At 72.5% G+C, this 13,578-nt stretch carries 10 protein-coding genes; 6 read left to right on the top strand and 4 right to left on the bottom strand.

The window, feature by feature from the left end; all coding sequences use genetic code 11:
- Window positions 1-29: 29 nt before the first annotated feature.
- Window positions 30-920, bottom strand: a complete 891-nt coding sequence (locus OG335_RS06470; protein ID WP_405010038.1) for an SDR family oxidoreductase — start codon at window positions 918-920, stop codon at window positions 30-32.
- A 394-nt stretch (window positions 921-1,314) separates the two neighbouring features.
- Between OG335_RS06470 and OG335_RS06465 the strand changes: the two genes are divergently transcribed.
- The 5 genes from OG335_RS06465 (at window position 1,315) to OG335_RS06445 (ending at window position 8,627) form a co-directional block, all read left to right on the top strand.
- The gene (locus tag OG335_RS06465) at window positions 1,315-1,989 is read left to right on the top strand and encodes a FadR/GntR family transcriptional regulator (protein WP_405010037.1); all 675 of its coding nucleotides are present in this window, start codon (window positions 1,315-1,317) and stop codon (window positions 1,987-1,989) included.
- Window positions 1,990-2,448: 459 nt separating this feature from the next.
- Complete coding sequence (locus OG335_RS06460; RefSeq protein WP_405010036.1) at window positions 2,449-3,636, top strand: sugar ABC transporter substrate-binding protein; 1,188 nt, start codon at window positions 2,449-2,451, stop codon at window positions 3,634-3,636.
- The gene (locus tag OG335_RS06455) at window positions 3,636-5,186 is read left to right on the top strand and encodes a sugar ABC transporter ATP-binding protein (RefSeq protein ID WP_405010035.1); all 1,551 of its coding nucleotides are present in this window, start codon (window positions 3,636-3,638) and stop codon (window positions 5,184-5,186) included. Before OG335_RS06460 ends, OG335_RS06455 begins: the two co-directional genes overlap by 1 nt.
- 5 nt (window positions 5,187-5,191) lie before the next feature.
- Window positions 5,192-7,384: an ABC transporter permease gene (locus OG335_RS06450; RefSeq protein WP_405010034.1), complete on the top strand. Its 2,193-nt coding sequence runs from the start codon at window positions 5,192-5,194 to the stop codon at window positions 7,382-7,384.
- A 76-nt stretch (window positions 7,385-7,460) separates the two neighbouring features.
- Complete coding sequence (locus OG335_RS06445; protein ID WP_405010033.1) at window positions 7,461-8,627, top strand: flavin reductase; 1,167 nt, start codon at window positions 7,461-7,463, stop codon at window positions 8,625-8,627.
- 871 nt (window positions 8,628-9,498) lie between these two features.
- Here the strand turns inward: OG335_RS06445 and OG335_RS06440 are convergent.
- Together OG335_RS06440 and OG335_RS06435 are read right to left on the bottom strand one after the other, a co-directional pair.
- The gene (locus OG335_RS06440) at window positions 9,499-10,290 is read right to left on the bottom strand and encodes a hypothetical protein (protein WP_405010032.1); all 792 of its coding nucleotides are present in this window, start codon (window positions 10,288-10,290) and stop codon (window positions 9,499-9,501) included.
- A 219-nt stretch (window positions 10,291-10,509) separates the two neighbouring features.
- Window positions 10,510-11,208, bottom strand: coding sequence for a hypothetical protein (locus OG335_RS06435; RefSeq protein ID WP_405010031.1), 699 nt, complete (start codon window positions 11,206-11,208; stop codon window positions 10,510-10,512).
- A gap of 112 nt (window positions 11,209-11,320) precedes the next feature.
- Here OG335_RS06435 and OG335_RS06430 point away from each other — a divergent pair, with 112 nt between their 5' ends.
- A complete protein-coding gene (locus OG335_RS06430; protein WP_405010030.1) occupies window positions 11,321-11,971 on the top strand; it encodes a TetR/AcrR family transcriptional regulator in 651 nt (216 codons plus the stop codon).
- Between the two features lie 252 nt (window positions 11,972-12,223).
- Here OG335_RS06430 and OG335_RS06425 read toward each other — a convergent pair whose 3' ends face one another.
- Complete coding sequence (locus OG335_RS06425; RefSeq protein ID WP_405010029.1) at window positions 12,224-13,504, bottom strand: acyl-CoA dehydrogenase family protein; 1,281 nt, start codon at window positions 13,502-13,504, stop codon at window positions 12,224-12,226.
- Window positions 13,505-13,578: the final 74 nt, after the last annotated feature.

Raw genomic sequence — 13,578 nt, 5'->3', positions numbered from 1 at the left:
CGGAGGCGAATCCTCCGGCGGGGCGGCCGTCAGCCCGGCTGCGCAGCGCCCGCAGCGCTGAAGGCGGCGAACTCCGTGCGGGTGAACTGCTCGAAGGTCGTCGGGGTCCGGCCGAGCAGCCACGTCAGCACGTTGGGGTTCCCGATGAAGTCGTGGCTGCTGTAGCGGCCGCTGATCGCTCGCAGGAGCCGGGCCTGGTAGGGGAACTCGGCCGGGTCGTCGGTTCCGAGGGCGGCCTTGAGGAACACCTCGGAGTCGATCTGCTCGGCGACGACGTCGCGACCCGTCACCTCCGCGATGACGTTCGCGAGGTCGTGGGCCGTGTAGCGTCCGGGGGCGACCAGCTCGTAGGTGGCGCCTGCGTGGCGGTCGCTGTCGAGGAGGACGTCGGCGACCACTTCGGCCACGTCGCCCACGTCGACCATCGACTGGTGGCGGTCGAGTGCCCAGGAGAGCAGGAAGACGCCCCTCTCGAAGGCGGGCTTGAGCCGGTGGCGCAGCATGTAGTTGGCGGGCTGCAGGATGGTGAACTCCATCCCCGACGAGAGGAGGTGCTCCTCCAGGTCGCGCTTGATCTCGTGCTGCACGAGGTCGGTGATGATCGGGTGGAGCGCCGAGCTGAGGACGAAGTGCCGTACGCCGGCCGCCCGGGCGGCATCGATGGCGGCGAAGCCCATGTCGCGTTCCCGGGGGTGGAGGGCCGGCCCGACGTAGTGGACCTTCTCGACACCGTCCATGGCCCGGGCCAGCACGTCCGGGTCGCTGATGTCGCCGACGACGACGTCGGCCACGCCGGTCTCGCGGAGGGTGCGGGCCGACTCGTCGGAGCGGACGCAGGCGCGAAGGGCGACTCCGGCCGCCAGGAGGCGCGGAACCAGCAGCTTGCCCTGGTTGCCGTTCGCCGCTGTCACGAGTATCACTGTCGTCTCCTCTGTGCGGTGCTGCGGTGTTCTGTTCGGTGTTCTCGCCCGGACCCGGACCCGGACCCGGAGGCCCCTGGGGCGTCGCGACGACCGGGGCGCGTACGCATCCGACGCGCCCGATCCCATCGCCACGCCTTCGGGCTTCGCTGTCCTCCCGTCCGCGTTCGTCGGCGGCAGGGGCCGGCCGGTCCCGGCTGCGCCGGGAGCGGGCCGGGTCCGGGTACCGGGCGAACCTTGGCGCTAATGAGCCTAACCATTAGGCACGGATGGTCCAGCATGCGATTCCCGGGCGGTTCCGTCAAGGCGTCGGCCGGGCGGGATCCCCAGGTCGGCCCCGCTCGACCGACCCCACCCGGAGCCGGTCGCCGGAGGTATCCGTTAGCCTCCGTGCATGGTCCTTTCTGCGCCCCGCACCCGTGCCGAGGAGGTCGTGGTCTACGTCGAGGACGCGATCGAGAAGCGTGGGCTGCGTCCCGGTGACCGCATCGGCACCCGGGCCGATCTGCGTGAGCAGACCGGTGTCGCGAAGGCCACCGTCAACGAGGCGATCCGGCTGCTGCAGGAGCGGCGGCGGATCGCGGTCCGGCCCGGTCCGGGCGGGGGGATGTTCGTCGCGGCCGCCGATCCGGTGGTCCGGCTCGGACGCACGCTCCTCACCGTGCACGGCGAGCCGCTGGCGGTCGCCGAGGCCATCGAGGTCCGCGAGCAGCTGGAGCCGCTCGTCGCCGTGCACGCGGCGCAGCACCGGTCGGCGAGGGACGCGCGCGAGCTCAGGTCGCTGATCACCGCGATGGGGAAGAGCCTCGACGACATGCCGAGGTTCGTCTCGCTCAACTGGGACCTGCACCTGCGGATCGCGGCGATCTCGCCGAACGCCGTCCTGCGGGGCACCTACGTCGGTCTCTACGAGTTCGTCAACCACGTGTCGCTGGTGAACCCGCAGCCCCGTGACGGCGACTACCTCGCGCAGCGCCTGCGGGTCCACGGCGACCTGGTCGCCGCCATCACCGCCGGCGACGTCACCGCCGCCCGGCACGCCGCGGAGGCGCACCGCCACTCGGGCTGAGCCCGCCGGACTGCCGGTCCGGATCCCGCTTCGGCCTCGGTTGCCGAGATTCCGGTAGGTGCCGCCGCCCCCTGCCGCCCGCCGTCGCCGGCCCCCTGCCGCCCGTCGCCGCCATCGCCGGTCCGCTGTCCCGTTCGGCCGCCCCGCCCTCGTGTCCTGCCGTCCGGCCGTGCCGCCCGCGGGGGAGGCGTCGCGCTCCACCTGCGGGTCGACGCGGCCGGGTCGGCTTCGGCGAGCGACTATCGGACCTAACCATTAGGTTTTGATCACCATCCTGAAACGTGGACGTCACGGCACGGCAAAACCCTTGACACGTCCATCGGCTCGATGGAGGGTACGGCCTATTGGTTCGGCCCATTTGTCTCAGGATCCTGTCACGGAGCCTGCGCGGACAGCCTGGGAGCGAACCCGTTCGCAGCGTCAGATCCCTGCCCTCACAGCCCCACAGGAGTGTGCACGATGCTCGCAAAGACCACTGATTCGAGACGAGTCGTCGGCGGAAGCCGCACGAACCGCCGCAACGCCTGGCGGACGGTCGCGGCCTGCATCTCGGCGGTCGCCGTCGTCGCGGTCTCGGCCTGTAGTTCCTCGTCGGGCTCGGCGGACTCGCCCGCCGCCGCGAAGCCGGCGCAGGCTGCGAACGTCGACGCGGCGAAGGCTGCCATCGCGCGCTACGTCGCCCCGCCGACCGCCTTCCCGGTGACCGAGGCGCTGGCGCAGAAGCTCCCGGCCGGCAAGAAGTTCGTCTACCTGCAGTGCGCGACCCCCGTCTGCGCCCTGGTGGGCACGTTCGTGCAGCAGGCGGTCAAGGGTGCGGGCGGGACCCTGACGGTGATCAACGCCGGTGCGACGGCCCAGACGGCACAGGCCGCCGCATCGAGCGTCAACGCGATGAAGCCGGACGCCGTCATCCTCGGCGCGATCGACCCGGCCCTGTTCGGCGGCGGCCTGAAGAAGCTCTCCGACGCCGGCGTCAAGGTGGTCTCCCTCCAGATCGCCAAGGACGTGAAGCAGTACGGCATCACGTTCAACTACCTGGGTGAGGAACTGAGCCGGCGCAACGGCAAGCTCCTGGCCGACTGGGCGATCACCCACAAGGGCGCCGAGGCCGACACGGTGCTCTACACCCTGCCCGCCCTCGACATCTCGGGCCCGGTGCAGAAGGCCTTCCAGGACGAGATGAAGGCCAACTGCCCCTCCTGCAAGGTGCGCGTCGTGCCCATCGACGTGAGCACCATCGGGACGACCGCGCCGCGCACCATCGTGACCGACCTCCAGGCCCACCAGGGCACGAACACCGCGGTGTTCGTGAGCCTCTCCGCGGCCGGCGGCCTGCCGGCGGCGCTGAAGGCCGCGGGCCTGTCGGTCACCACCGTCGGCTTCGGGCCCACCACCGGCAACCTCCAGGACATCAAGAACGGTGCGCTGACGGCCGCGCTCGCCATCGACTTCCCGGTCTCCACCTGGACGGCGGTCGACGCGACCGCCCGTCTGATCACGGGCGGCCTGCCGACGGCGGGCGAGCAGGCCGGCGAGGTGCCCGAGCAGTTCCTGGAGCAGAAGGACATCACCTTCGACCCCACCCACGGCTGGTCGGCGTTCCCCGACTACGCCCAGCAGTTCGCCAAGCTCTGGCAGGTGTCCTAGTGGCGGACACCACGGCGCCACTGCTCCGGATCGAGGGCATGTCGAAGACGTTCCCGGGCCTGAAGGCCCTGGACGACGTGTCGCTGGAGGTCCGCCCGGGCGAGATCGTGGCGGTCCTGGGGCACAACGGCTCGGGCAAGTCGACCCTGGTCAAGATCCTGGCCGGCGTGCACCAGGCCGATCCCGGGACGGTCGTCGAGGTCCGTGACGCCACGGGAGCACTGGTGGCGGGCCCGGCGGCCCGGGAGGGCCTGCACTTCATCCACCAGGACCTCGGCCTGGCCGACATCCTGACGACGGTCGAGAACCTCGGGCTCGGCACCTCGGCGCGCGGACGGGCGTTCGCGCCCGTCCGCGGCGCCGCCGAGCGCCGCCACGCCCGGCAGCTCCTCGCCCGGTTCGGCGCCGACCTGGACGTGACGATCCCGGTCGGGAGACTGTCGCCGGCGCAGCGGGCGATCGTCGCCATAGCCCGGGCCATGGACGGCTGGACCCGTCCGGACAACGTGCTGCTGCTCGACGAGCCCACGACGGCGCTGCACGGCGACGAGGTGCAGGTGCTGTTCGAGGCGGTCCGGCGGGTCGCCGCGTCCGGGGCGGGGGTCGTCTTCATCTCCCACCGGCTCGACGAGGTGCTCGAACTCGCCGACCGCGTCGTGGTGCTGCGCGACGGGCGGGTGGTCGCCGAGGAGACCACCAGCCGGCTCGACCACGACGCCATCGTGAAGCTCATCGCCGGCCGCGAGATCGCGGACACGGCCGCGACCCCTCGGGACGCGACCGGCGAGCCGGTGCTGACCGTCACCGGCATCAGCGGCACGGAGATCAGCGACTTCTCCCTGACCCTGCGGGCGGGCGAGATCGTGGGCGTCAGCGGCATCCTCGGGTCGGGACGGGAGCAGCTCGCACCGATCCTGTTCGGGGCCCAGCACCGGACCGGCGGCCGGGTGGAGGTCGACGGGCAGGAACTGATCCCCGACGACACCCGGACGGCGATCGAGAGCGGGATGGCGTACGTGCCCGCCGACCGCCGCCGACACGGCGTGGTCATGGAGATGAGTGTCCGGGAGAACCTGACACTGCCGCTGATGCGCCCGCTGCGACGGGCCTTCGGGCGCCTGGACGGACGGGCCGAACGGGCACTGACCCGCTCGTGGATGCAGACCGTCGGGCTGCGCCCGGCCAGTCCGGAGCAGCAGCTGAAGCTGTTCAGCGGCGGCAACCAGCAGAAGGTCGTGCTGGCCAAGTGGCTGCGGGTCCGTCCTCGCGTGCTCCTGCTCGACGAGCCCACCCAGGGCGTCGACGTGGGCGCCATCGCGGCCATCTACGAGCTGGTCCTGGCCGCGCGACGCGACGGGACGGCCGTCCTGCTCTGCTCCTCGGACACCAAGGAGCTCGTGTCGCTGTGCGACCGCGTCCTGGTGCTCAAGGACGGCCGGGTGGTGAGCGAGATCCCGCGCGCGTCCCTGACCGAGGAACGGCTGATCCGCGACGAGCTGGGACTCGAGACCGCCGGAAGCAGTCGCAGCGGCACGAACGGACCGGAGTGAGGAACATGCAGACATCCGAGATCACCACGGATCCCGCGCGGGCCGCCGCCGGCACCGTGCCCGATGCGGTGCACGAGGTGCACTGGTCGGTGGGGTTGCGGCGGGCGGTGGCGTTCCGCAACGTCTCCGCGCTGTATCTGCTGGCTTTCATGGTGGCGGTGTTCGCGCTGTGGGTGCCGGACACGTTCCTGACGTCGGGGACGTGGCGGTCGCTGTTGTCGGATCAGGCGATCACGTGTCTGGTGGCGGTCGGTCTGGTGGTTCCGACGGCGGCGGGTGTGATCGATCTGGCGATCGGTGCCGAGGTGGGGTTGGGTGCGGTGCTGGTCGCGCGGTTGCTGGTGGGGCATGTGCCTCTTCCGGTGGCGGTGGTCCTGTCGCTGTTGGCGGGTGCGGCGGTCGGGGGGTTCTCCTGGCTGATGATCACTCGGGCCCGGATTCCGTCGTTCATCGCGACTCTGGCGATCGCGTCGCTGCTGGCGGCGGCGACGGCGTGGGTCTCCGACAGTCAGCAGATCGTCGATCTGCCCGCCGGTTTCGCCGAGCTCGGTACGGGCCAGCTCTTCGGCATCACGTATCCGGTGTACGTCATGCTCGCCGTGGCGGGGCTGCTCTGGTACGTGCTGGAGCGCACGCCCGCCGGCCGCCGCGTCTACGCCACGGGCGGCAACGCGGGTGCCATGGGCGGCAACAGCGAGGCCGCCGCGCTGGCCGGGGTCCGGGTCTCCCGGATCGTGCTGTCGGCGCTGGTGACCTCGGGTGTGGTCGCCGCACTGGGCGGGCTGCTGCTGACCTCCCAGCTGTCGACCGGTGACCCGACGGTGGGGCCCGGTTACCTGCTCCCGGTGATCGCCGCGGTCTTCCTGGGCTCCACGCAGTTCCGCGGCGGCCGGTTCAACATCTGGGGCACCGTCGTCGCCGCGTACACCCTCGCGGTGGGCGTCAAGGGCCTGCAGCTCGCCGGTCTGCCCGTGTGGATCCCCGACCTGTTCAACGGCGCCGCCCTCCTCGCCGCCGTCGGCCTCGCCGCCTGGCGCCCGCCGACGGTCACCCGCCGGGAGGCCCTGCGCCGGCTGGTCCGGAACAACACCACCACCGCCCGGGCCGGCAGGCGAGCCCGGCGGAGTGCGCTGCTCGCCCGGGCGGCCACCCCGACCGCCGCCGCCGGCACCGTGCCCGATGCGGTGCACGAGGTGCACTGGTCGGTGGGGTTGCGGCGGGCGGTGGCGTTCCGCAACGTCTCCGCGCTGTATCTGCTGGCTTTCATGGTGACGGTGTTCGCGCTGTGGGTGCCGGACACGTTCCTGACGTCGGGGACGTGGCGGTCGCTGTTGTCGGATCAGGCGATCACGTGTCTGGTGGCGGTCGGTCTGGTGGTTCCGACGGCGGCGGGTGTGATCGATCTGGCGATCGGTGCCGAGGTGGGGTTGGGTGCGGTGCTGGTCGCGCGGTTGCTGGTGGGGCATGTGCCTCTTCCGGTGGCGGTGGTCCTGTCGCTGTTGGCGGGTGCGGCGGTCGGGGGGTTCTCCTGGCTGATGATCACTCGGGCCCGGATTCCGTCGTTCATCGCGACTCTGGCGATCGCGTCGCTGCTGGCGGCGGCGACGGCGTGGGTCTCCGACAGTCAGCAGATCGTCGATCTGCCTGCCGGTTTCGCCGAGCTCGGTACGGGTCAGCTCTTCGGCATCACGTATCCGGTGTACGTCATGCTCGCCGTGGCGGGGCTGCTCTGGTACGTGCTGGAGCACACTCCCGCCGGCCGCCGCATCCACGCCACCGGCGGCAATCCGCAGGCCGCCGCGCTCGTCGGCGTGCGTCCCTCCCGGATCGTGCTGTCCGCGCTGGTGACCTCCGGCGTGGTCGCCGCACTGGGCGGGCTGCTGCTGACCTCCCAGCTGTCGACCGGTGACCCGACGGTGGGGCCCGGCTATCTGCTCCCGGTGATCGCCGCGGTCTTCCTGGGCTCCACGCAGTTCCGCGGCGGCCGGTTCAACATCTGGGGCACCGTCGTCGCCGCGTACACCCTCGCGGTGGGCGTCAAGGGCCTGCAGCTCGCCGGTCTGCCCGTGTGGATCCCCGACCTGTTCAACGGCGCCGCCCTCCTCGCCGCCGTCGGCCTCGCCGCCTGGCGCAGGACACCCGGTACCCGCACGATCGATCCGGGTCGCTCCAAGCGCCCGCAGCCCGCAGCCCGATAGCAGTCCGAAGCCGAACGCGGGCGCCCCGGTCCCTCCGGGGCGCCCGCGCCGACACGAGAAACCGAAGGAGAGCTTGATGGTCAAGGCCGTCGACCCCGCACTGTTCCGCGAAACGCTGGGGCACTACCCGACCGGGGTGGCCGTGGTCACAGCGGTGGCCGAGGACGGACGCCCCGCCGGCATGGTCGTCGGGACGTTCTCGTCGGTCTCCCTGGACCCGCCGATGGTCGCGTTCTTCCCGTCCGTCAACTCCGGGAGCTTCCGGCACCTCCGGACCGCCTCGGCGTTCTGCGTCAACGTCCTGGCCGCCGATCAGGAGCCGCTCTGCCGCCGCATGGCGACCGGCGGAGCGGACAAGTTCGACGGCGTGCGCTGGCGGCCCGGGCCCCTCGGCTCGCCCGTCCTGGAGGACGCCGTCTCCTGGATCGAGTGCACGTACGAGGACATCCGGGAAGCGGGCGACCACTTCGTCGTCCTCGGACTCGTCCACGAGCTGGCCGTCCAGCGGCCGACCCTCCCGCTGCTGTTCTTCCAGGGCGGCTACGGGCGGTTCTCCCCCGGCTCCCTCATCGCCACCCCTGACCCCGACCTGATCCAGGCCGCACAGCTGGCCGAGACGGTCAGGTCCCTGGTCGAGGACCTCGGCACCGAACTCGCGATGGACTGCGGCGTCCTGGTCAAGATCCGCGGGGACGCCGTGCAGGTGCTCGCCGCGAACCGGGGATCCGCCGCCGAGCCGTTCCCCCTCGGCCACCGGCAGCCGATCGTCCCGCCCCTCGGAGCGGCCTTCCTGGTGGACTCGACCCCGGCGGAGGTCGAGGAGTGGCTGGGGCGTGCCCCCGACGACGGCCACGACCGCCGCGATCTCCACCGCGCCCGGCTCGACCAGGTGCGCGAGTGCGGCTACTCGCTCCTCGCGGCCGAGCCGCGACTGCTCCAGCACCAGCAGGAGGCACTCTCCGCGTTCGAGCTGTCCGACCGTCTGCCGCGCACCGAGCGCGCGGTCCGGCAGGCCACCTCCGAGCTGGCCGAACTGTTCTGCCCCGACCTCCTGCCGGGCGAGCTGTACGACCTCGCGTCGATCGTCGCTGCCGTGCCCACCGGCGCGGGCATGCCCCCGATGGCGATCCGGATCAGCGGCATGCCCGCCGCCGTCCCGGCGGAACGGATCGAATCCTGGGTCGGCAGGCTCAAGCAGACCGCGGCCGCCGCCGGAGCGGCCATGACCGGCGCCCGCGGGTAACCGGCAGCGGCGGCGGCTCCGTCCGGGCCGGACCGGACGGAGCACCGGCACGACCGCGGGGCGAGATCCTGAATCTCCACGGCTTCGCGTTCGACGCCCGGCATCGACCTCCGCCCCCGGAGCGAGGACTCCGGAGCGGGGCCTCCGGCGGCCGGTCACGTGGAGCCGTCGGACGACCTGCACCGGGCCGTGTCACAGTCACGTCGGCGCTGTCTCGTCCGGAACGTCTCCTGCTTCGCCACGGTCGTGCTGCCGCAGGCCGGGACGGGCGGCGGCAGCACGACCGGCGCCGGCGGTGGACCGACCGTCGGCGTGCTGCTGTTCCTGACCCGGGCCGTGCCACGTCCGGCCGCCGTGAGCCGGGCCGACCGCGGCTTCCGCGCGCACGGCGGCCCGCGGCGTCCTGGTCGGACTGCGACGCAGCACGGTGCCGGGGGCTGCCCTGGCACCGTGCTGCGTCGAGGTGATGGTCTGTTGTCGGCAACGGGTGAAACGATTTCAGCCGTTGCCGACATCTGTGGCGCAGCCGTGAGCGGCATGCGCGGCGTCAGCATGCTCCACTCCAGGCCGTCAGGACCGACCCGCTCTCGCCGTCCTCGGCCTACGCGTCCCTCGGCCTGCCCGCCCACCTCGGCCGGGGCCCGGGCACGCTGCCGGACGATTCCCCCTGCGCACGGCTCCGTTGCACCGGACGTGGGAGAAGTCCGGGCCCTTGCCGGGCGTGCCCGGGAGCCGGCCGGCCGCGTGCCCGTCGGTCCGGACACGTGCGCTGCACGGGCTCAGGCCGTGGCGGAAGCCGGGTGTGGTCCTCGGGTCGGCGGCCGCCGCGTCGGCCGCGGAGAGTGTCGTGCCGTCCGTCGCCCTCGCGCGGTCACCGACGCGTACGGCGGGCCGGTTCGGATGCGGCGGCGAGGGTGCGGGTGAAGAACGCCGCCACGGCGTCGACGGTCCCGATGGCGGCGAGGGGGTCGTGCTCCGGGCCGCGGTGCAGGACGGAGGCGCAGCCTCCGGCGGCGGTGACCACGTGGGCGAGGCGAGTGCCCTGGCTCGCGGCCACGCTGTGGTCGTTGGCGCGGTGAACGACGAGGAGGGGTACGTCGTTGCCGGTGGCGAGGGCGATCTCGCTGACCCGGTGCAGCACTTCGGCGTCGGGGTGGCGGCGTGACACGACGGCGCGCCGCGAAGGGGTCAGGTCCGGTGCCCGGGTGGCGCCCCAGGCGCTGTCGACGCCGGCCAGGGCCTGGACCCGGCACCGGATGCTGACGGTGCCGTAGGCGGCGAGGGCCGCCAGGTAGGCGCCCTCACCCGAGCCGAACAGGCCTATGCGGTCGACGGCGGGGCCGAGTGCGGTGCAGCCGGAGCGGAGCAGACCCACCATGCTGCGGATGCCGTGGAGGGCGAGGTCGAGTGGCAGCGGGCCGGGTTCGCGGACGACGGCGACGGCCAGGCCGTGCGCGGCCAGCGCGGGTGCCCACCGGCTTCCGGTGCCGCCGGTGGTCCGGGCCTGCGTGTACGGGGAGACGTCGATGACCAGCGGGAGCCGGGGACGGGAGGCGATCGGCAGGTGGAGGTCGACGACCGGTGCGTCGGGGTGGGTGCTCAGGATGTCCCGCTCGATGCGGGTGAGGGCGGGGCGGTCGGCTCTGTCGGCCGGAGACTGCATGCCGGCTCCTGTTCCGTGGGTTCCGTGGAGGGGCGGGCCGGGCCCTGCGGCATGCTGTCCGGGAATGCCGCAGGGCCCGGCCCGACCTGGTCCCCGGCGGGCCGCGGTGGCGGCTTCGACGGGAGTGGGGTGCCGGGCCGGTTCAGCGGCCGCGGCGGTTCGCCGGCCGCACCCGCACGGCTCGTGGCCGCCGGGGGGCGGACCGTGCCGGACCCGGTCTCAGCTGCGGGCCGCGGCCGCGGCGGTGATCCAGTTCTTGAACTCGATGGCGAAGTGCCGGAGGTGGTGCTCCAGGACGTCCTGCGGGCACGCGGTGGGCATGTAGACCGACAGGCTGGAGGTGAAGCCGTCCTCGGTGTCGCCGAACTGGATCAGCACCCGCCCGATGATCGTGCCGTCGGCGAGGAAGAGGTTCGTGGCCTGCTTGTGCGGGAAGTCGGCCTCCGGGAGGCGTTCGTCCGCGTCCGCGGCCCACGCCATCGCCTCCGTGCCCCAGCCGCCCAGGTAGAAGGAGCTGACGTGGGGGCCGACGTTCTCCACCACGTGGACCAGCCCGTCCGCCTGGTTGGTGATCGAGTAGTGCTCCGGGTGCGCGGCGAGGAGGACGTTCTCGTCGGCGAAGGCCTCGTCCATCCAGACCAGGAACTCGCTCGCCTTGAGGTCGCCCTGCGTCGCGAGCACCGTCGTCCCTCCTCTGAAGCTGCCGTCGGAGGCGAGGGCGCTCTCGCGCAGGGAGGCGTTGCCCTCCTCGATGTCCGCGGCCAGGAGGTCGAGCAGGCCCTGGCGGCCCAGCCGTGCCCTGAAGCGGGCCAGGGCGCGGCGGGCGTAGAACAGCTCGAGGTCGTCGATGTCGGCGGTGCCGGGAGGCCCCGACACGAGCGTCACGGTCACGGGCGAGGGGGTCTGGTCTGCGGTCATTCCTGCGTCTCCTGTGAAATGTGAATGCGAATGTACATTTCCGATAGTACGTAAGCGGGTGCGCGCCTTGTCAAGGTCATGGGCGGTGGCTGTCGCCGATAGCATGCGGACCATGACTGACGAGCCGAACCGCCGCGTGCACTACCGGGAGCCCCGGCAGGCACGCAGCGCAGCGACACTGGCTCGCGTCCTTCAGGCGGCGGAGGAGCTCGCCGCCTCGGTCGGCCTGGAGGAGATGACGATCACCGGCGTCGCCGCACGCGCCGGGGTCGCGGTCGGCTCGATCTACCGCCGCTTCGAGGGCAAGGAGCAGTTGATCACCGCCCTGACGGAGCGGATGCTGGAGCGGCGCGAGGAGTACGTGGCCGACCGGCTGCGCGAGGCCGAGCCGTCGCTCTCCGGCGTCATGGACGCCTACGCGCACGCCTTGCTGCAGTCCTTCGCCGACAGCAGCACCCTCTTTCCCGAACTGCTGCGCGCGCGGGGAGCCAGCGCCCCGGACCGCGGGGCCCGCGCCGTCACCGAGATCCAGCGACTCCTGCTCGACGCGGCAACCCCGTACGCCGGCCAGATCCGGCGCTCCGACCCGCAGGCGGCGCTGGACACCGTGGCCCGCGCCGTCCTCGGTGCCTGCTTCCACACCGCCGTCCACCCCGACCGCCCCGTCGGCGAGGCCGCCCTGCGCCGGTACGCGGACGAACTCGGCGACATGGCGACGGGCTATCTCCGCACCCCCGACCGCCGGCCCGCCGCTCGCGCCTGAGCCGCCGCCTGAGCCGCCGGCAGGGCCGGGCACCGGCGACCCGCAGGCGCCGAGAGCATGCCGGGTACGGGTCCGTCCGGCGTTCTCCGCTCGGGTGCCGATGTCCCTGCCGCGAGCGGGCTGCCGGTGCGGCGGTCCGGCGTCGGTGCCGTGCGCGCGGCGGAGGTGTCCGCGGGGCCTTCTGCTGCCGGCCGGACCGCCGACCGTTCCTCCGTCGAACAGCCGGCGGTCCGGCCGCCGTCGTGCGGGTCCTCAGCCGGCCTTGTTCACCGCGGTCGGTGCGGCGGGGGCGAAGCGGTCCAGCGTGGTGATGCCCGCGACCTTGTGCGGCTGGGCCCCGGCCATCAGCCGTCCGTAGTTCTCGGAGAGGGCTTCCAGGTTGAGGGCGCCGTGCAGGGTGATGACGCGCGCGTCGCGCCAGGCGCGCTGGATGGGTTCGCTCTCCATGATCGCGGTCGAGCCGGAGTTCCGCTGGAGCAGCTCGATCGCCTCCGCGCACCACTTGGCCGCGTAGGCCGTCTCCATGAGGACCCGGCCGCTGAACATCTGCATGTACGCCGGATCGGCCGGCGTGCCGGCGGCGGCGAGCGCCCCGAGACGGTCGGTCTCCTCGGCGTTGGCCCGGGTCATCAGGACGGCGGACTGGATCTTGGAGTGGACCTCGGCGAGCATCAGGTGCGTGAGGGGGGCTTCGAGCTGGTTCTTGTACGTGGTGCCGCGGACGGGCCGGCCGGCGGAGCGTTCGAGGAACCGCTCCAGGGCGCCCTGGGCGAGGCCGATCGACATCCCGGCCATGGTGCTGAACGCCCAGCCGAGGGAGGGCACCTTCCAGAGGTCGCCCTTGAGGCCGTTGTCGAGCTCCCCGCCGACAATGTGACGGAAGTCGACGCCGCGGTGCTCCGGAACGAAGAGCTCGTCCGCCGCGAGGGTGATGGAGACGCTGCCGGTGGCGCACATGCCGGCGACCTGCCAGTCGTCGAGGAACCGGAGCTCGTCGCGCGGCACCTGGAGACCCACCAGGTAGGGGCCCTCGCCGTCGTCGGCGATGCAGCCGAGGTTCGTGAACGGTGCCCAGAGCGAGTCGCTGCCGAAGGTCCAGGGGCCGCCGGAGACGATCCATCCGCCCTCGACCCGCTTCGCGCGCCCCCGGGAGGCCGGGAAGTGGCTGGAACCGGCGACCCGCGGTCCGACCCAGTCCGGACCGTAGACCTCCTCGACGACGCGCGCGCCCGAACCCGCAGGGATCCAGTTCGTCGAGGCTCCTGCCCAGACGCTCCACCCGCACGAGCCGTCCCACTTGGAGACCTCGGAGATGACGTCCAGTTGCTCCCGGACGGTCAGCTCGTAGCCGCCGAACTCGGCCGGGCTGCCGATGTCGAAGACGCCGGTGGCATCCAGGTCGGCGATGGTCTCGTCCGAATGACGGCCCGCGCGCTCCGCGTCGAGCGCGCGCTCCCGCAGGGTGGGCCCGAGTGCGCGGACCTTTTCGAGGATCGTCGTCAGCCGGTCGGACGGTTCGTGGGTCGAAGCCATCGTCGTTGTCTCCTGTCATGATGTTCGTGCAGATCGAGGCTGCTCTGGTCCTGCCGGGGAACACCTCGGAGGCC

The sequence above is a fragment of the Kitasatospora sp. NBC_01539 genome (assembly GCF_045040525.1).
Lineage (GTDB): Bacteria > Actinomycetota > Actinomycetes > Streptomycetales > Streptomycetaceae > Kitasatospora.
Note: the sequence above shows the minus strand (reverse complement) of the source record. Positions and strands in the feature narration are given on the sequence as shown.